Genomic DNA, 17,465 nt, shown 5'->3' with positions numbered 1-17,465 from the left:
ACGCCGACGGGTCGGAGGGGCACCGCCCCGTCCGACCCGTCGCTGCCTGCGTCAGGCCGATCCGGACTTGCGCTGGAACCGGCGCTGCGTGGGGCCGGCCGTCTCCGCCCCGTGCACGGCACCGGTGTTCCGGCTCCCGTCCGCGGTCGGGTGCCCCTGGGCCTTCTTGCGCTCGAGCGCGGCCCGGAACTTCTCCTTGGCCTCGTCGCTCACTGCCGAGGGTCGATCGTCCTGCGTCATGTCATGTCCTCCGCCCGCCGACAGGGTCGTCGGCGACCCCAGCGTGGTCGACGCGGCGCCCGGACGCCAGCCCATACCTCGACGGCGCGTCGCGGGACGTCAGCCCGACGCGGGTGGTTCCTCGTCAGCGGCCCCGTCGACGCCCGGGTCGACGGCGTGCTCGGCACGCAGGCCGGAGATCGCCGACTCGAAGTCCTCGAGCGAGTCGAACGCCTGGTACACGCTCGCGAAGCGCAGGTAGGCGACCTCGTCGAGGTCGCGCAGAGGCCCGAGGATGGCCAACCCGATCTCGTAGGCGTCGATCTCCGCTGAGCCGGAGGTCCGCAGGTTCTCCTCCACCTTCTGAGCCAGGAGCGCGAGATGGTCCTCGCTGACCGGCCGGCCCTGGCACGCCTTCCGCACACCGTTGGCGATCTTCTCGCGGCTGAACGGCTCCGTGACGCCCGACCGCTTGACGACCGAGAGACTGGCCGTCTCCAGCGTCGTGAACCGGCGGTGACAGCTCGGGCACTGCCGACGCCGTCGGATGGACGAGCCGTCGTCCGACGTGCGGGAGTCCACGACGCGCGAGTCGGGGTGCCGGCAGAAGGGACAGTGCACAGCGGACCTCTCGGCGTGACGGGTGGGCGTGCGCGCCGGCGAGGCGGTGCGGACCCACGTGACGCTAGGGCGTCCGCCACTCCGTCGCAACACGCCTCCCCGCGCAGCGCACAGCCGACGTCATCCGGCCGGCACCACGACGGTCTGGCCCGCCTGCAGGCCACCGGAGGACAGCTCGTTCAGCGCCATCAGCTCCAGCACCACGTCCCGGACGTCCTCGCCCGGCGCCGCGGCGTCGGCGGCGATCCCCCACAGGGTGTCGCCCGGGGCCACCAGCACGCGACGCACCTCGGTGCCGGCCGCCGGGCCGTCGGCCTGGGCGGACGCCGCCGCACCCCCGACGCCCGCGGCGAGCGACAGGGCGAGCAGCCACACGACGACGCGTCCGCGACGGGTCAGCCGCAGGCGTCCCGCAGCACCCTCGGGCCCGACCCCGACCCGGTCCGGCACCCGCGCGGCACGGAGCTGCGGACCCGGGGCACGCGAGGCCGTCGCCGAAGGTGCCGTGCGCACGCCGCGCAGGCTCCGGCCTGCCGGTGCGATCGCCATCGCGCTCATGTCGGTCCTCTCCTCGCTCGTCCCGCCGACCCGGCCTCGCCGGCCGGCACGACCTCGCTGACACCCGCTCGCTCGAACACCTGTTCGTCGAACGTCTGTACGATGTCTACCAGATGCCACCGACATCCGTCGAGACACGCTCGAACAGATGTTTGATCGGGCAGGCCCTCACCCCTAGGGTGAGCACTGCGACGAGTGCACCACCGACCTCTGACATCGCCGCGGGCGCAGGTGCCGCGGGGACCGGCCGGGTGCGGCGCGCACGGGCCCGACCAGGCCGGATGCGCGTCGGCCCGACGTCAGGCGTCGCGGTGCCCCGCGCACGCGGAGCCCGACCCGGGCCTGTGCGGACCGACGGCGGGAGATGCAGTGGACGGGCACGACGGCACGACGACGCAGGAGCGGGGCCCGCGCACGGCCGCGGCCGTCGAGGCCGACGAGGTCCCCGGCGACGGGCTCACGACGCGGCAGCGGCTCGTCCTGGAGACCGTCCGGGCGTCCGTCGAGCAGCGGGGCTACCCGCCGAGCATGCGGGAGATCGGCGACGCGGTCGGCCTCACGAGCCCGTCGAGCGTCAAGCACCAGCTCACCGCGCTCGAGCGCAAGGGCTACCTGCGGCGCGACCCGCACCGGCCACGCGCGATCGAGGTGGTGCAGCCCGACGACGCGCGCACCGTGGGACCGTGGGGCGCCCGGTCCGACGCACCGCCGTCCGATCCTGACACCCCCGAGCGCGACCACGCGCCCGCCCCCTCCTACGTGCCGGTGGTGGGCCGCATCGCGGCAGGCGGTCCGATCCTCGCCGAGCAGGTCGTCGAGGACGTCTTCCCCCTGCCGCGCCAGCTCGTCGGCGAGGGCGAGCTGTTCCTGCTCAAGGTGGCCGGCGACTCGATGATCGACGCGGCGATCTGCGACGGCGACTGGGTGGTGGTCCGCCGCCAGCCGGTGGCGGAGAACGGGCAGATCGTGGCCGCGATGATCGACGGGGAGGCCACCGTCAAGACCCTGAAGCGGATCGACGGACACGTCTGGCTGCTGCCCCACAACCCGGCCTACGCACCGATCGACGGCGACGGCGCGACCGTCCTCGGCCGCGTCGTCAGCGTCCTGCGGAGCCTGTAGCGCGCACGGCGTCGCGAGCACGCGCACCGCGGCCCCGGGCGGGAAGGACACTCCTCCCCGCCCGGGGCCGCGTCACGACCCTCGTCGACCCCTGCCGGGTCAGAAGCCGAAGCGGCGAGCGACGGAGCGCACGGCCTCCGCCGAGCGACGCATCCCGAGGACCTCGTCGGACGACATCGGCACCTCGAGACGCTCAAGCACGCCCGACGAGCCGACGATCGACGGCACGCTCAGGCACACGTCCGACATGCCCAGGTAGCCGTCGAGCAGCGACGAGACCGGCAGGATGCGCCGCTCGTCCTTCAGCACGGCCTCGATGATCCGTGACCCCGCCAGGGCGATGGCGTAGTTGGTCGCGCCCTTGCCCTCGATGATGCGGTAGGCGGACTCCACGACCTCCCGGGCGATGGCGTCGCGCACCTCGCGCGTCAGCGCGCCCTGGCCGCCCGGCCCCGCCCAGTCGAGGAGCGGCACCGCGCCGATGCTCGCCGAGCTCCACAGCGGCAGCTCGGTGTCACCGTGCTCGCCGGCGACGTAGGCGTGCACGTTCTGGACGGCGACACCGGTGTGCCGGGCGATGAGGTAGCGCAGGCGGGACGAGTCGAGCACGGTCCCGGAGCCGAACAGCTGGGCGGGCGGCAGGCCGGAGATCTTCAGCGCCGCGTAGGTCACCACGTCCACCGGGTTGGTCACCATCACGTACACCGCGTTCGGTGCCACCTCGACGATCCCGGGCAGGACCTTGCGCACGAGCGAGATCGTCGCCTCGGCCAGGTCGAGCCGCGACTGCCCGGGCTTCTGCTTGGCGCCCGCGGTGAACATCACGACGTCGCAGTCCGCCATGACCGACGCGTCGTCGGAGCCCATCACCTCGGCCATCGACATGAACTGGATCCCGTGCGACAGGTCGAGGACCTCCGCGTCGACCTTGGCCCGGTTGACGTCGAGCAGGGCGACGGTGCGCGCGGCGCCCCGCATCAGCGCGGCGTAGGCCATCGTCGAGCCCACCGCCCCGGCGCCGACGATCCCCAGCTTCGACGTGCGGCGCGGCACGGAGGGCGCTGGGCGCAGGGCGAGCTCGTCGCCCTCGGTGATGTCGACCATGGTCTTTCCCCTCGTCACGGGCGCGAGCGTGGAACCGGGACGCGCCCGCCCGACCCGGCGCGCCCCGTCACGAGGCTAGTGCGAACCCGCCAGCCGGCGCAGCGCCGCCACCACCACGTCGCGGTCGGTGGTGCGCCAGAACGGGGGCATGGACCGCTGCAGGTACTCGCCGTAGCGAGCGGTGGCCAGTCGCGGGTCCAGCACGGCCACGACCCCCTGGTCGGCGCCCGACCGCACCAGGCGCCCCGCCCCCTGCGCGAGGAGCAGGGCCGCGTGCGTCGCCGAGACGGACATGAACCCGTTGCCCCCCGCGGCGGCCACGGCGTCCGCACGTGCCGAGCGCACCGGGTCGTCGGGCCGCGGGAACGGGATCCGGTCGATCAGCACGAGCCGGCAGGCCGGCCCGGGCACGTCGACCCCCTGCCAGAGCGACAGCGTGCCGAACAGGCACGTCGGCTCGTCCGCGGCGAACCGCGCGACGAGCGTCGGCAGCTGGTCCTCACCCTGAAGCAGGACCGGGACGTCGAGCCGCTCCCGCATCGCCTCGGCCGCCACCGTCGCGGCGCGCCGTGAGGTGAAGAGCCCGAGCGTGCGGCCGCCCGCCGCCTCGACGAGGGTCGCGATCTCGTCCAGCTGGGCGTCCGTCGCCGGCTCGCGGCCCGGCGGCGGGAGCCGGCGCGCGACGTAGCAGATCCCCTGGCGGCGGTAGTCGAACGGGCTCCCCACGTCGAGCCCCCGCCAGCGCGGCACCTGCTCCGCACCCGCGCCCGTGGCGGGCGCGGCGACCGGCAGCTGCCCTGGGGTGTCGCCGTCCGCAGCAGCGCGTGCGCCGAGCACGGGCGGGCCGACCGGCGCGGCGTCCGGGCGAGCCGCGAGCCCGACGGCGCGCGCCGCAGGATCGAACGACCCGCCCAGGGTCAGCGTCGCGGACGTCAGCACGGCCGTCCGCCCGGTGAGCAGGTGGGTGCGCACCAGCCCCGCGACGGCCAGGGGTGCGGCGTGCAGCCGGGTCGTCGTCAGGCCACGGCGGTCCTCGCCGCGCGCGCACCACAGGACGGTCGACGCGTTCTGCTCCGGGTCGGCGGCCATGCGTTCGGCGACCTCGAAGAGCGCCAGCATCGCCGACGCGGCCATCTTGCGGCCGCCGTCCCCCGCGTCACGCGAGCCGGCCTCGGGCTTGAGCGCGGTGAGCAGCGTCCTCGAGGCGTCCCGCACGGCCGCGACGGCGAGCCGCACGTCGTCGGGCAGGCCCCGGGGGAACCGCCCCTCCGGCAGCGGCACGATCACGCTCGCGAGGTGCTGGCCGGCGGTGTCGAGATCCGTGGTCGGGACGCCGCCGTGCCGCCGTGCCAGGCGCGCGGCCTGCTCGATCGTCGGCAGGGACAGCTCGGCCGTCGCCTGCGCCGTGACGCGGTCCGCCAGCTCGTGCGCCTCGTCGACGACCAGCACCTGGTGCTCGGGCAGCACACCGGGCGACCCGGACGCGGCGATGCCGAGCATCGCGTGGTTGGTCACCACGACGTCGGCCTCCCGCGAGCGCGCCCGCGCGGCCTCGGGGAAGCACTCGGCGAGCAGGGGGCACACGCCCCCGAGGCACTCCATGGACGTCACCGACACCTGCCGCCACGCCCGGTCCGAGACACCCGGCACCAGGTCGTCGCGGTCGCCCGTGGGCGTGCCGTCCGCCCACTCGCGGACCCGCAGGACCTGCTCGCCGAGGCTCTCGCGGACGTTCTCGCCGTCCTCCGCGACCGGCGGGTGGTCGGCGGCGCCGGGGCGCTCGGGGACGTCGAACAGCGTGCCCTGCTCGTCGGACGGGTAGCCGCCGGCGACCTTGTGCACGCACAGGTAGTTGTGCCAGCCCTTGAGGAGCGCCACCTGCGCCTGGCGCGGCAGGCGCGACCCGAGCGCCGTGGTCACCAGCGGCAGGTCGCGCGTGAGGACCTGCCGCTGCAGCGCCAGGGTGGCCGTCGAGACGACGACGCGCTCGTCGGTCTGCACCGCGTGCCGGACGGCCGGCACGAGGTAGCCGAGGGACTTGCCCGTCCCCGTGCCCGCCTGGACGAGCAGGTGCTCGCCGGTGCGCAGCGCGTCGGCGACGGCCTGCGCCATGGTGTGCTGCCCGTCGCGCCGTCCGCCGCCGAGGGCTCCGACCGCGAGGTCGAGCAGCTCGTCGACCTCGGCCAGCGCGTGCACCGCCCGCGCGTCGTCGTCGGCGTCCGCGCTGGACGACGGTTCTGGCTCGGGCACCGCGTCAGCGTAGTCGCGCCCACGGACGCCGGGGCGCGCCGGGCACGGAGCGTGTCGTCATCGGGTGCCGGTCGGCAGGTGCCGCTCCCACCACTCGAGCAGGTGCTCGAAGCGGGCACGGCGGTGCGCGGGACGACCTGTGCGGGACAGCTCGTGCCCCTCCCCCGGGAAGAGCAGCAGCTCCGTCGGCACACCGCGGCGCCGCAGCTCCACGAACCAGCGCTGGCCCTGCTCGAGCGGGCACCGCCAGTCCTGCTCGGAGTGCACGACGAGCGTCGGCGTGCTCACCCGGTCCACGTGCGCCATGGGCGACTGGGCGGCGACGCCCCGGGGGTCCACCCCGTGGTCGCCGACGTACTCCAGCCCGAACCACCAGCCGATGTCGCTCGACCCGGTGAAGCTCACCGGGTCGAGGAACGCCCGCTCGACCACGGCGGCCGCGAACCGGTCGGTCCGGGTCGTGAGCCACGCCGTGAGGTACCCGCCGTACGAGCCGCCCAGGACGCCCACCCGCCCGGCGTCCAGCACGTCGCCGTGCCCGGCCAGCGCCGCGTCCAGCAGCGCGAGGACGTCCTCGGCGTCGACCGTCCCCATCGCCCGGCGGATCGCCCTGCCGTGCGCCCGGCCGGCGCCCGACGAGCCGCGCGGGTTCCCCAGGACGACCGCGTACCCCGCCCCCGTCAGGACCTGGACCTCGTCGAAGAGGCCGTGCGTGTACTGCGCGAACGGCCCGCCGTGGATCATCAGGAGCGTGGGGTGCGGGCCGCTGCCGTGGCGCCGGGGATCCGGCAGCGCGAGCCACCCGTGCACCCGGTAGCCGTCGGGCGCCGACGCCGTCAGAGCCGTCGGCACCACGGTGCGCCCGGTCGCCCGCAGCGGCTCCGACCAGTCGGCGACCGTCGACACGGTGCCCGTCGACCCCGAGCCGTCGACGAGCAGCAGGACGCCGGCGCTGGTGGGTGTGGCGGCGGTCGCGACCGCACGGACCGGGCCGGTGCGCGTCACGGCGGCGCCGGCGCCCAGCACGACGTGCGGCGCGCCCACGAGCTCGGTCGCCGTCCCCTCGCGGTCCACCCGGACGAGCCGGACCGCACCGTGGTCCTCGACCGTGACCAGCACGTCGTCCATCGCGGGCACGAGCACGTCGCCCAGACCGACGTGGTCGGCGTCGGTGAGGCGTCGTGGCGCGCCCGTCGGACGCGTCGCGGCGCCGGATCCGGCCGTCGGGACCCGGAACAGGCCGGTCAGGGAACCGACCGTGTCGGTGCCGTCGGACCCGAGGTCGGCGGCGAGCAGCCACACGCCGTCCGACGCCGGCAGGACGGCCTCGACGCGCAAGGGGCTGCCCGCGTCCGCGTCGGTGAGCAGGACGACGGCCTGCGGTCCGGCCGCGTCAGGTCCGGCGGGGACGAGGACGGCGTCGCGCCGCACGTCGTGCTCCCGCAGGACGTGCCGGGTGCTCACCGCGACCAGCGCCGTGCCGTCGACCGTCCACCGCGGGCCGGTCACCTCGGCCGGACCCGAGGTCAGGGCGACCGGCACCGGCGGGTCGCCGCCGGCCCCGGGGTCCGCGGGGACCTCGAGCACGTGCACGTGCTGGGGCCGGTCGTGCACGTACCCGACGCCGTCCGTCCGGTAGGCGAACGTCGTGATGCGACGCGGCGCCTCGGCCGCCGGGTCGCCGCCCGGCACGTACCGCCCCTCCTGGGGGACCCGGGCGACGTAGGCCAGCCGCGAGCCGTCGGGTGACCAGCGCGGTCCGTTGGTCCCCAGCGGCGCCGCCGTCAGGCGCACCGGCTCACCGCCGCCCAGCGGCATCACGTGCACCTGCGCGGGCTCGCCGGTCAGCGGGGCGCGGGTGAAGGCGACGAGCCGCCCGTCGGGCGAGACCTCGGGCGCGCCGTCGCGGTGGCCGTGGGTCAGCCGGCGGGCGCTCCCCGGGTCGTCGTCACCCAGCGGGACGAGCCACAGCTCACCGCGGTACGCGTCGGCCGCGAGGTCGGGTCGAGTGACCGCGACGACGACCGCGGTGCCGTCGGGCAGCGGCGCCGGCGGGCCGAGCGTGCACAGCAGGTCGAGGTCGGAGGGCAGCACGGGTCGACCCTAGGTCGCCGGGACCGCCGCCGCCTCGAGCTCGGCGGCCAGCGTGGCGTCGACGCGGGCCCGCAGCAGCGTGCCGGACGCGGTGTGCTCCTCCACGTCGATGTCGCCGTGCTCGTGCACGCGGCTGACGAGGTCGCCGCGCGTGTAGGGCACGACCACCTCGACCTCGACACCCGGACGCGGCAGCTGGTCGGCGATGAGCTCGCCCAGCTCCGCGATGCCCTCACCCGTGTGCGCCGACACGACGATCGAGTGCACCTCGCGCGAGCGCAGTCGCGCGACCGCCTCGGGCGACGCGAGGTCGGCCTTGTTGAGGACGATGATCTCGGGCACGTCCATCGCACCGGGGATGTCGGCGAACACGTGGCGCACCGCGGCGATCTGCCCCTCGGGGTCGGGGTGCGCCGCGTCCACCACGTGCAGGATGAGGTCGGCGGCCGCGACCTCCTCGAGGGTCGAGCGGAACGCCTCCACCAGCTGGTGCGGCAGCTGCCGCACGAAGCCCACGGTGTCGGCGAGGGTGTACACGCGCCCGTCGGCGGCCTCGGCGCGACGCACCGTGGGGTCCAGCGTCGCGAACAGCGCGTTCTCGACCAGGACCCCGGCGTGCGTCAGGCGGTTGAGCAGCGACGACTTGCCGGCGTTCGTGTAGCCCGCGATGGCCACCGACGGGATCGCGTTGCGCTCCCGCGAGGCCCGCTTGGTCGCGCGCGCCGGCGCCATCGCCGCGATCTCCCGCCGCAGCTTGGCCATGCGGTTGCGGATCCGCCGCCGGTCGAGCTCGATCTTGGTCTCACCCGGTCCGCGCGACCCCATGCCGGCGCCGGCGCCGCCCACCTGGCCACCGGCCTGGCGGCTCATCGACTCGCCCCACCCGCGCAGACGTGGCAGCAGGTACTCGAGCTGCGCGAGCTCGACCTGCGCCTTGCCCTCCCGCGACTTGGCGTGCTGGGCGAAGATGTCGAGGATCAGCGCCGTCCGGTCGACGACCTTGACCTTGACGATGTCCTCGAGCGCGCGCCGCTGGGACGGCGCGAGCTCACCGTCGACCACGACGGTGTCGGCGCCGACCGCCGCCACCAGGCTCGCGAGCTCGACGGCCTTGCCCGACCCGAGGAACGTGCCGGGGTCGGGGGTGCGCCGGCGCTGCAGCAGACCGTCGAGGACCTGCGACCCGGCCGTCTCCGCGAGCGCGGCGAGCTCCCGCAGGGAGATCTCGGCCTCCTCCGCGGTGCCGGCCCCCCACAGACCGACGAGCACGACCCGCTCGAGACGCAGCTGGCGGTACTCGACCTCGGAGACGTCCTGGAGCTCCGTCGACAGCCCGACCACGCGGCGCAGCGACGTGCGCTCCTCGAGGTCGAGCTGGTCCCCGTCGAACGTGGTGTGCGCGGTCCCCCCGGCCTGGACGGCGGTGCCCGCCCGGGCGAGCACACGCGCGACGACGTCGTCGGCCACCTCCTGCGCGCTGCGCGCCGGTGCCTCGGGCGCCTCGTCGGTGGTGAGCTCTCGGTCGTCCACGCGGTTCCTCTCGTCGGCGGGTCGGCTGTGTCCAGGATCGCACGCACGTACGACACCCGCGACGGGATTTCGCTGCGGGCACAGGGCGCGCGCACCGCTAGCCTCGGTCCGGTGAGCGGCACCGACGACCCGCAGGGCGACCACTACTTCACGGCCCGACCGGCGTCGGCCGAGCAGCGCCGGTCGCTGCACGTCCGGCTGGCCGGTCGCGACGTGCAGGTCGAGACGGCCGGCGGGGTGTTCTCGCCCGACCACGTCGACCTCGGCACGCAGGTGCTGCTGCGCACCGTCCCGTCCCCGCCCCCGACGGGCGATCTGCTCGACCTCGGCTGCGGCTGGGGGCCCGTGGCGCTGACGCTCGCGCTGAGCTCCCCGGACGCCCGCGTGTGGGCGGTCGACGTCAACGAGCGCGCGCTCGACCTCGTCCGGCGCAACGCCGCGCGTCTCGGCCTGGGCAACGTGGTGGCCGCGACCCCCGAGGACGTCCCCGAGGCCGTGCGGTTCGCGACCCTGTGGTCCAACCCGCCGGTCCGCATCGGCAAGCCGGCCCTGCGCGCGCTGCTGACGCGCTGGCTGCCGCGCGTGGCGGCCGGCGGTGACGCCTGGCTCGTCGTCGGGCGCCACCTCGGCGCCGACCCGCTGCGGCGCTGGCTCACGGACGAGGCCGGCCTGCCCACGACGCGGGAGGCGAGCGCGAAGGGCTTCCGGGTCCTGCGGTACGCGCCGTGACGCAGCGTGCCGGCGACGCCGCGTCGCCCGAGGCGATGTGGCGCGCGCGACGCACGACCGCGTACGCGATGTTCGCCCTCGTCGTGCTCGTGGCGTTCGAGTCGTTCGCCGTGACGACCGTGATGCCGCAGGTGGCGGACGTGCTCGACGGCCGCTCGCTGTACGCCTTCGCGTTCGCCGGTCCGCTCGCGACCGGCGTCGTCGGCATGGTCGTCGCCGGCACCTGGGCGGACCGGCGGGGTCCCGCCGCACCGTTCACGGCCGGCGTCGCGCTGTTCGTGGTCGGTCTGCTGGTCGCGGGCGCCGCCTCGACCATGCCCCTGCTCGTGGTCGGGCGCCTCGCGCAGGGCTTGGGCGGCGGCGTCGTCAACGTGACGCTCCTGGTGGCCGTGGCACGCGCCTACCCCGCCGTGCTGCACCCCCGCGTGTTCGCGTGGTTCTCCACCGCGTGGGTGCTGCCGTCGATCGTCGGCCCCGCGCTCGCCGGGCTCGTGGCCGACCTCGCCGGGTGGCGCTGGGTGTTCCTGGGGGTCGCCGTGCTGGTCGTCCCGGCGGCGGTCCCGCTGCTCGGCGCGGTGCGCGGGCTCGGGCGGGCCGGCCAGGACGCGGACGTCCGCGGCACCGACCACCCGGCGCAGGACGACGCCGCCGCACGACGCGTCGGGTGGGCCCTGCTCGTCGCCGTCGCGGTCCTGGCCCTCAACCTGGCGGCTCCGCTGCCGGCGCCGTGGGCGCTCGTCCTCGCGGGCGGCGCCGCGGTCACGGCCGTCGCGGCGTCCCGTCCGCTGCTCCCGCCCGGTGCGCTGCGCGGCCGGCCCGGCCTGCCGAGCGTCATCCTGACGCGGCTGCTGCTGCCCGGCGCCTTCTTCGGCGCCCAGGTCTACGTCCCGTACCTCCTGGTCGAGCGCGACGGGTGGGGCACGACCGCGAGCGGCCTGGGCCTGTCCGCCGCCGCGCTGGCGTGGTCGGCGGCCTCGGTGGCACAGGGCCGGCTGGGCGTCCGGCTGCGCAGCCGGACGGCCGTGCGGATCGGGACCGCGCTGGTCCTGGCCGGCGTGGCGGGCGCCGCGGGCGCGACCGTCCTCGAGCTGCCCGGTGGGGTCGTCGTGGCCGTGTGGGCGCTGGCGGGTGCCGGCATGGGGTTCGGCTCGTCGCGCCTGAACGTGCTGCTCCTGGGATGGTCCGCTCCGCAGGACCAGGGTCGCAACAGCGCCGCGAACTCCATCGCCGACTCCGTGGGCGCGGCGCTCGCGCTCGCGCTGACGGGCGTCGTCGTCGTCGCCACCGGCGGCGCCGCGGGCTACACCGGCCCCGGCCCGTTCGTGGGTGCGTTCGCCCTCACCGCCGTGCTCGCCCTGGGCGCCGTGCTCGTGGCACCGCGCGTCGGCGTCCCCCCGGCCGAGCGTCAGGTCAGCGGGTCGGTCCCCGGGACGGCCGCGGCGAGCGCGCCGACCACCTGACGCGGCGTCGGCACCCCCTCGGCCCGGACGACGACCGTCCCGGCGGCGTCCAGCACCACGACGGTCGGGGTCGCGGTGACCCCGAGCGCCGCGGCCAGCTCGGGGGCGTCGGCCACGTCGACGTCGACGTGAGCGACCCCGGGGACGGCGTCGGCGACGCGGGCCAGCACGCGGTGCGCCGCCCGGCAGGGCGCGCAGAACGCGGTCGACACCTGGACCAGGGTCGCGCGCTCGCCCAGCGGCGCACCGATCTGGTGGGCCGTGAGGGCGTCGGTCACGTCGCCAGCGCCCGCAGGTCGACCTGGGCGTCGGCGACGAGCACCGCGGGGCCTGCCAGGTCGGCCTGCCCGTCGGCGTGCAGCGTGACGCGCACGGTGCCACCCGGGACGTCGACCAGCCACACGTCGGGCGCCTGCGGGCCGCCCCAGGCACGGACCGCCGCCGCCGCGGCGACCGCGCCGGTGCCGCACGACCGCGTCTCGCCCACGCCCCGCTCGTGCACGCGCATGCGGACGCGTCCGACCAGCGTGCCGTCGGCGGCGGCGAGCTCGCCGAGCGGGACGACGAGCTCGACGTTGGTGCCGTCCGCGGGGACGGGCTCCACGACGGGTGCGACGACCAGGTCGACCCGGTCGAGGTCCGCCTCCTGGGCGAGCACCACGACCGTGTGCGGGTTGCCGACGTCGACGGACAGGCCGGGGCGGGTGACCGACAGCCCGGCCACCTGGACCTGGACGTCACCGCCCGTGGCGATCGCGCCCGGGCCGGCCGGCAGCGTGACCGCGCCCATCCCGACCGTGAACCACGGCTCGTCGCCGTCCAGGGCGGGTGCGGTGACCACGGAGCGCACGCCGGCGCGGGTGCCCACCGCCAGCGCCCCGTCCGCGGGGTCCCACAGGCCGAGGCGGTGCGCGTACCGGGCGAACACGCGCACGCCGTTGCCGCACATCTGCGCGAGCGAGCCGTCGGCGTTGCGGTAGTCCATGAACCACGTCGTGCCGCGGGCCGCGTCCGGGGCGTCGGGGACCCGTGCCGTGGCGACCAGCCGGATCACGCCGTCGGCACCCAGCCCTGCGTGCCGGTCGCACAGCCCGCGGACGAGCGCCGGGGTGAGGTCCAGCGCACCCGACCGGTCGTCCACGAGCACGAAGTCGTTCTGGGTCCCGTGGCCCTTGGTGACCGCGAGCGGGGTGACGTCCGGACGGCCCACGGCGGGCTCGACGTGCGGGGCGACGGGGGTCGGGGCGGTCACGACCCCAGCGTACGGCGCACGGGGGCGTGCGGGTCCGGCGAGCGGAGCCGGCCGGCGTCGGCCGCCTCGACCAGGTCGAGCGCCCGGGCGACGAGGTCCGGGTCCTGCGCGTCCAGCCAGTGCACCCGGGGGTCGCGCCCGAACCAGCCCATCTGCTTGCGGGCGAGGCGCCGCGTCCCCGCGGCCGTGGCGGCGCGCGCCGACGCGCTGTCGAGCTCCCCGGCCAGCTCCGCGAGCGCCTGGGCGTAGCCGACGGCGCGCGACGCCGTGCGGCCCAGCCCGCGCGCCGCGAGCCGGCGCACCTCGTCCAGCAGGCCGCCGTCCCACATCCGGGCCACCCGCTGCTCGATGCGCGCGTCGAGCAGCGCGCGGTCGCAGTCCAGCCCGATCTGCAGCGCCGGCACCTCGTACTCGTGCGTCGGCAGGCTCGCGGAGTAGGGCCGGCCCGTCAGCGCGATCACCTCGAGGGCCCGCACGACGCGACGCGCGTTGCGCGGCCCGATGCCCGCGGCCGCGACGGGGTCGACGGCCGCGAGCTCGGCGTGCAGCGCACGCGCCCCCTCGGCCTCGGCGCGGGCCTCCAGCGCGGCCCGGAGGTGGGGGTCGGTGCCGGGGAACTCCATGCGGTCCAGCAGGGCGCGCACGTACAGTCCGGACCCGCCGACGGCCACCGCGCGCACGTCGCGCGACGCGAGCTCCGTGAGCGTCGCGCGGGCGAGGAGCTGGTAGTCGGCGACGGAGGCCTCCTGGTCGGGGTCGAGCACGTCGAGCAGGTGGTGAGGGACGCCGCGTCGCTCGTGGGCCGCGAGCTTGGCGGTACCGACGTCCATGCCGCGGTAGAGCTGCATCGCGTCCGTGTTGACCACCTCCGCCCCGAGCGCCACCGCGAGGTCGAGGGCCAGGTCCGACTTGCCGGTCGCGGTGGGGCCGACGACGGCCACGACGAGGCTCACGGCGCGACCGCCCAGACCACTGCAGCGTGCGCCGCCCCGCGGAGCACGCTCGCGTGCAGGAGCTCGGGACCCGCCAGGTCAGCGCCCTGACCCGTGGCGTCGAGCGCCCCGACCAGGACCTGCCAGGGGGCCCAGCCCGTCGCCGCGAGCCGCCGGGCGACGCCCGCGTCGAGGTCGGCGAGCGCGTCACGTGCGGCGCGACCGCCCGACGTGCACGCCGCCAGCAGCGCGCCGTCCACGGTCGTGGCCTCGTCGTCCGCCGGCAGCGGGGCGCCGTCACCGTGGCGTGCCGACCCGGAACCGACCACCACCAGGGCCGTCGGCCCGGACGAGGTGGTCGCCGCCCCGAGGGCGCGCAGCTCGGCCGGTTCCCCGGGCGCGACCTCGAGCAGGTGCAGGCCCGCCGGGGCGGCGCCCGCAGCGAGCGCCAGCCGCAGCCCGACCACCGTGCCCGAGCCGGGCGCCCCGGGCAGCGCCGGCGCGGCACCGGCCGCCGGCACGAGCAGGACGTCGGTCGCCCCGCCCACGAGCAGGTGGTCCGGGACGCCCGCCGCAGCGGCCCCCGCCCGCACCGGGCCGGCGACCGACCGCGTGACGGCACCGGGCGCCACCACCACCGTGCGGGTGGCCCCGGCGACCGCGCGCGCCACCGCGGCGAGGGCCGACGTGCGCAGCGCGACGAGAGTCGCGTCGTCGGGGCCGCGCCCGGCCGCACCGGCCAGCAGCAGGACGGTGTCCGGGACCAGGGCGGCGACGACGAGCACGGTCCGACCGTATAGCCCCGACGGGCGTGGCCCGACGCCGAGCCCGGTCGGCTCCGCGGGCCGTCGGCAGCGCCAGGTAGGGTCGGCGCATGGGGTGGTTCCGTCAGCTCGCCCGTCGGTGGTGGTCCGGGGCGCGCCCGGTGACGGACCCGTCGCAGCCGCCGCTCGACGACGTGGAGCTGCACGACCGGGTCGCCGAGCTGCTCGTGCGTGAGCTCGGCTCGGCCGAGCACGCGACCGCGTTCCCCACCTCGGTGTCGCCCGCGCGCATCGCGTCGTGGATGTCGGACAACCAGTTCTCCTACTTCATCGACAACGACGGCGACCTCGGTGGCCTGTGGCGCGGCCGCCTGTTCTACTTCTTCCTGTTCGGCGAGCAGGCGGAGATCCTGCAGGTGCGCGGGCAGTGGCACCGCGAGCTCGCGATCGAACGGCTCGAGGAGGTGCTCGACCTGTGCAACGAGTGGAACGCCGAGCGCATCTGGCCCAAGGCGTACGTCCGCGTGCGTGACAACGGCCGCGTGCACGTCGTCGCGGAGGTCGCGACCGACCTCGAGCACGGTGCGACCGACGCCCAGCTGAGCCAGATCCTGTTCTGCGGGCTGTCGACCGGGAGCATGCTGTTCGACGCCCTGGACGAGCGCTACCCCGACCCTGCGGGAGCGGCCCCGTGAGCACCCCCGGGTGGCTGCTGCGCGTGCTCGGCGGTCTGCCCAAGCCCACCAAGGGGCCGACGGTCGGCGACGAGCCGCCGCGACCGCTGACCCGTGACCGCGTCGCCGACTACCTCCTGGCCCGCGGGTACCGGTTCGTCGTGGACGACGACGGGGACCTGACCGGCACGTGGGACGGCAGCCGCTTCTGGTTCCTCCTGCTCGGCGAGCAGCAGGAGATCCTGCAGGTCCGGGGCCGCTGGCACCGCTCGCTTCCGCTGGAGCAGCGACGCGCGCTCGCCCTGGCGCTCAACGACTGGAACCGCGAGCGCATCTGGCCCAAGGCCTACGTCCGCGAGGAGGAGGGCATGCTCGCGGTGTACGCCGAGGTCTCGGCGGACCTCGAGCCGGGGGTGACCGACGTGCAGCTCGCCCAGCTGCTCGCGTGCGGGCTGGGCACCGGCGTGCAGCTGTTCGCCGCCCTCGACCCGGTGGTCCCCGCCGACGGCGCGCCTCCCCCGGACGTGCCGGACAACTGAGGGGTCACAGCCCTCCGAGGATCCGTCCGACGACGATCTTGGTGATCATCGCCGCCGGGTAGACCAGCGCGTAGCCGAGCGCGACGCGCGCGTCGTACCCCGTGCGGGCGTTGCTGAACGCCAGCACGGCGGGCTGCGTCTGCGCGCCGCCCATGATCCCGGACAACCGCGTCCCGCCGACCCGGAGCACCCGCCGCATCACCACGTACAGGCCGGTGGCGACGAACCCGGTGACGACGACGCCGAGCAGCAGGATGCGCAGCCAGTCGCCCGAGGTGAACGCGGCGCCGATCTGCGCACCGGCCCGCGTCCCCGCCTGCGCGAGGAAGATCAGCAGGCCGAGCTCGGCGATCGCCTGCGCCGCCGTGTAGGGCATCGCGGTGACCACCGGGCCGATCCGCCCGAGCCGGCCGAGCACCAGACCGACCAGCAGCGTGCCGGCCGCCGACCCGATCGTGAACACACCGCCCGGGACGGGGAACGCCGTCGTGCCGATCACGATGCCGGCCGCCATGCCGACCCCCAGGACGACCGGGGTGATGTCGGACAGGCCGCGCGAGGAGTCGCCGAACCACGTCGACACCTCGGCCATGCGCTCGCGCGGCGCGATGACGCGGACCCGGTCGCCGAGCTGGAGCTGGAAGTCGTCGGTCGCGACGACGTCGACGTCACCGCGTCGCACCCGCGAGATCGTGGCCCCGAAGCGGTGCAGCAGGTCCAGCTCGGCGATCGTGTGACCCGCCGCGCGCTCGGCCGAGACGGTCACCCGACGCATGTCGAGGTACAGCCGGTCGGCCTCGAGGCGGTGCGAGGACGCGTGGCCGAGCTCGCGCGTGACGGCGTCGACCTCGTCGGACGGCCCGACGACCGTCACGAGGTCGTCGAGCAGGAGCAGGTCCGCGGCCTCGGCCGTGCGGATGGGCGACTGCTCGCCGCGCCGCACGCGGGAGAACTTGATGCGGTCGCCGTGCTGCTCCTCGAGGTCCTGGATCCGCGGCTGCCCCGTCACCTCGACCCGGACCGTCCGGCTGACCAGCGTCGGTGGGACGTCGGTGTCGTGGCCGCGCTGCCGCAGCGCCGCGGACACGGCGACGAGCATCCCGACGACGCCGAAGAGGTAGGTCACGGCGTACCCGATGGTGGGTCCGGTGGCGTCGCCCGCGGCCTCGCGGGCGGCCGCCAGCGCGGGGGTGTTCGTCACCGCGCCCGCCCACGCGCCCGCGACGACGGCGCGTTCCAGGCCGAGCAGCCCGCCCGTCACCACCGCGACGACGGCACTCGCCACGAGCACGCCGGCCACGGCGAGGATCGGGGCCAGGCTGCGCCGCAGGGACGAGAAGAACGTCGCGCCCGACACCAGGCCGACGCAGAACGTGAACAGCGTGAGGCCGAGCGTGCCGAGCACCTCGGTGATCTCGAGGTCGATGCCGTAGGACGCCGCCCAGGCCGACAGCCCGATCGCGAGGAACAGCACGGCCGCCGCGCTGAGCCCGACGCCCCGGACCTTGACGTGGCCGACGGCCGACCCGACCCCGATGACGACGAAGAGCAGCAGGACGGGCTGCTGGGCGAGGAAGAGGAAGACCTCGGACATGACGGGCTCCACGGGTGCTGCGG

General features: G+C 76.0%; 17 protein-coding genes. 5 read left to right on the top strand and 12 right to left on the bottom strand.

Annotation, left to right across the window (positions count from 1 at the left end):
• Positions 1-51 precede the first annotated feature (51 nt).
• From Cph01nite_RS01485 to Cph01nite_RS01475, 3 genes are all read right to left on the bottom strand, one after another.
• Complete coding sequence (locus Cph01nite_RS01485; RefSeq protein ID WP_203670567.1) at positions 52-240, bottom strand: DUF5302 domain-containing protein; 189 nt, start codon at positions 238-240, stop codon at positions 52-54.
• A 99-nt stretch (positions 241-339) separates the two neighbouring features.
• The gene (nrdR, locus tag Cph01nite_RS01480) at positions 340-840 is read right to left on the bottom strand and encodes a transcriptional regulator NrdR (protein WP_203670566.1); all 501 of its coding nucleotides are present in this window, start codon (positions 838-840) and stop codon (positions 340-342) included.
• 120 nt (positions 841-960) lie between these two features.
• On the bottom strand, positions 961-1,353 hold the full coding sequence (locus Cph01nite_RS01475) for a LysM peptidoglycan-binding domain-containing protein (protein WP_239068956.1): 393 nt from the start codon (positions 1,351-1,353) through the stop codon (positions 961-963).
• Between the two features lie 414 nt (positions 1,354-1,767).
• On the opposite strand from Cph01nite_RS01475, the gene lexA reads away from it, so the two are divergent.
• A complete protein-coding gene (lexA, locus tag Cph01nite_RS01470; RefSeq protein WP_203670565.1) occupies positions 1,768-2,520 on the top strand; it encodes a transcriptional repressor LexA in 753 nt (250 codons plus the stop codon).
• Positions 2,521-2,619: 99 nt separating this feature from the next.
• On the opposite strand, the gene Cph01nite_RS01465 is transcribed toward lexA, so the two are convergent.
• The 4 genes from Cph01nite_RS01465 to hflX all read right to left on the bottom strand — a co-directional run bounded on the left by Cph01nite_RS01465 (position 2,620) and on the right by hflX (position 9,498).
• Complete coding sequence (locus Cph01nite_RS01465) at positions 2,620-3,624, bottom strand: L-lactate dehydrogenase (RefSeq protein ID WP_203670667.1); 1,005 nt, start codon at positions 3,622-3,624, stop codon at positions 2,620-2,622.
• 75 nt (positions 3,625-3,699) lie between these two features.
• Complete coding sequence (locus Cph01nite_RS01460; RefSeq protein ID WP_203670564.1) at positions 3,700-5,874, bottom strand: ATP-dependent DNA helicase; 2,175 nt, start codon at positions 5,872-5,874, stop codon at positions 3,700-3,702.
• Between the two features lie 57 nt (positions 5,875-5,931).
• The gene (locus Cph01nite_RS01455; RefSeq protein ID WP_203670563.1) at positions 5,932-7,968 is read right to left on the bottom strand and encodes a S9 family peptidase; all 2,037 of its coding nucleotides are present in this window, start codon (positions 7,966-7,968) and stop codon (positions 5,932-5,934) included.
• A 9-nt stretch (positions 7,969-7,977) separates the two neighbouring features.
• A complete protein-coding gene (gene hflX / locus Cph01nite_RS01450; protein WP_203670562.1) occupies positions 7,978-9,498 on the bottom strand; it encodes a GTPase HflX in 1,521 nt (506 codons plus the stop codon).
• Between the two features lie 111 nt (positions 9,499-9,609).
• Between hflX and Cph01nite_RS01445 the strand changes: the two genes are divergently transcribed.
• Together Cph01nite_RS01445 and Cph01nite_RS01440 are read left to right on the top strand one after the other, a co-directional pair.
• Positions 9,610-10,227 (top strand): class I SAM-dependent methyltransferase, encoded by a 618-nt coding sequence (locus Cph01nite_RS01445; RefSeq protein ID WP_203670561.1) that lies wholly within the window; start codon positions 9,610-9,612, stop codon positions 10,225-10,227.
• Between the two features lie 35 nt (positions 10,228-10,262).
• Positions 10,263-11,687 (top strand): MFS transporter, encoded by a 1,425-nt coding sequence (locus tag Cph01nite_RS01440; RefSeq protein ID WP_203670666.1) that lies wholly within the window; start codon positions 10,263-10,265, stop codon positions 11,685-11,687.
• Here Cph01nite_RS01440 and Cph01nite_RS01435 read toward each other — a convergent pair.
• Genes Cph01nite_RS01435 through Cph01nite_RS01420 form a run of 4 tightly spaced genes read right to left on the bottom strand, consistent with a single transcriptional unit; the run spans position 11,633 to position 14,656 of the window.
• The gene (locus Cph01nite_RS01435) at positions 11,633-11,965 is read right to left on the bottom strand and encodes a TlpA family protein disulfide reductase (RefSeq protein WP_203670560.1); all 333 of its coding nucleotides are present in this window, start codon (positions 11,963-11,965) and stop codon (positions 11,633-11,635) included. The two genes, Cph01nite_RS01440 and Cph01nite_RS01435, sit on opposite strands and share 55 nt — an antisense overlap.
• The gene (gene dapF / locus Cph01nite_RS01430) at positions 11,962-12,939 is read right to left on the bottom strand and encodes a diaminopimelate epimerase (protein ID WP_203670559.1); all 978 of its coding nucleotides are present in this window, start codon (positions 12,937-12,939) and stop codon (positions 11,962-11,964) included. Before dapF ends, Cph01nite_RS01435 begins: the two co-directional genes overlap by 4 nt.
• Positions 12,936-13,892, bottom strand: coding sequence for a tRNA (adenosine(37)-N6)-dimethylallyltransferase MiaA (gene miaA / locus Cph01nite_RS01425; RefSeq protein ID WP_203670558.1), 957 nt, complete (start codon positions 13,890-13,892; stop codon positions 12,936-12,938). Before miaA ends, dapF begins: the two co-directional genes overlap by 4 nt.
• Positions 13,889-14,656 carry a class III extradiol ring-cleavage dioxygenase family protein gene (locus Cph01nite_RS01420; protein WP_203670557.1) on the bottom strand — a complete coding sequence of 256 codons (768 nt, stop codon included), beginning with the start codon at positions 14,654-14,656 and terminating at the stop codon, positions 13,889-13,891. The genes miaA and Cph01nite_RS01420 overlap by 4 nt, the downstream gene beginning before the upstream one ends.
• An 89-nt stretch (positions 14,657-14,745) precedes the next feature.
• On the opposite strand from Cph01nite_RS01420, the gene Cph01nite_RS01415 reads away from it, so the two are divergent.
• A complete protein-coding gene (locus tag Cph01nite_RS01415) occupies positions 14,746-15,330 on the top strand; it encodes a type III secretion system chaperone family protein (RefSeq protein WP_203670556.1) in 585 nt (194 codons plus the stop codon).
• Positions 15,327-15,848 (top strand): type III secretion system chaperone family protein, encoded by a 522-nt coding sequence (locus tag Cph01nite_RS01410; protein WP_203670555.1) that lies wholly within the window; start codon positions 15,327-15,329, stop codon positions 15,846-15,848. Before Cph01nite_RS01415 ends, Cph01nite_RS01410 begins: the two co-directional genes overlap by 4 nt.
• 4 nt (positions 15,849-15,852) lie before the next feature.
• Here the strand turns inward: Cph01nite_RS01410 and Cph01nite_RS01405 are convergent, their stop codons facing one another.
• Positions 15,853-17,442 (bottom strand): aspartate:alanine exchanger family transporter, encoded by a 1,590-nt coding sequence (locus Cph01nite_RS01405; RefSeq protein WP_203670554.1) that lies wholly within the window; start codon positions 17,440-17,442, stop codon positions 15,853-15,855.
• Between the last annotated feature and the right edge of the window lie 23 nt (positions 17,443-17,465).

Origin of the sequence: Cellulomonas phragmiteti, from assembly GCF_016862775.1 — a bacterium.
Lineage (GTDB): Bacteria > Actinomycetota > Actinomycetes > Actinomycetales > Cellulomonadaceae > Cellulomonas > Cellulomonas phragmiteti.
The sequence above is the reverse complement of the archived record's forward strand: the minus strand, read 5'-3'. Positions and strand labels throughout refer to the sequence as shown.

What these genes read in the sequence shown, in the direction of transcription:
- Cph01nite_RS01465 (WP_203670667.1), bottom strand. Translation starts at nt 3,624, where the DNA reads ATGGTCGACATCACCGAGGGCGACGAGCTCGCCCTGCGCCCAGCGCCC.
- Cph01nite_RS01440 (WP_203670666.1), top strand. Translation starts at nt 10,263, where the DNA reads ATGTGGCGCGCGCGACGCACGACCGCGTACGCGATGTTCGCCCTCGTC.
- Cph01nite_RS01415 (WP_203670556.1), top strand. Translation starts at nt 14,746, where the DNA reads ATGGGGTGGTTCCGTCAGCTCGCCCGTCGGTGGTGGTCCGGGGCGCGC.
- Cph01nite_RS01485 (WP_203670567.1), bottom strand. Translation starts at nt 240, where the DNA reads ATGACGCAGGACGATCGACCCTCGGCAGTGAGCGACGAGGCCAAGGAG.
- Cph01nite_RS01405 (WP_203670554.1), bottom strand. Translation starts at nt 17,442, where the DNA reads ATGTCCGAGGTCTTCCTCTTCCTCGCCCAGCAGCCCGTCCTGCTGCTC.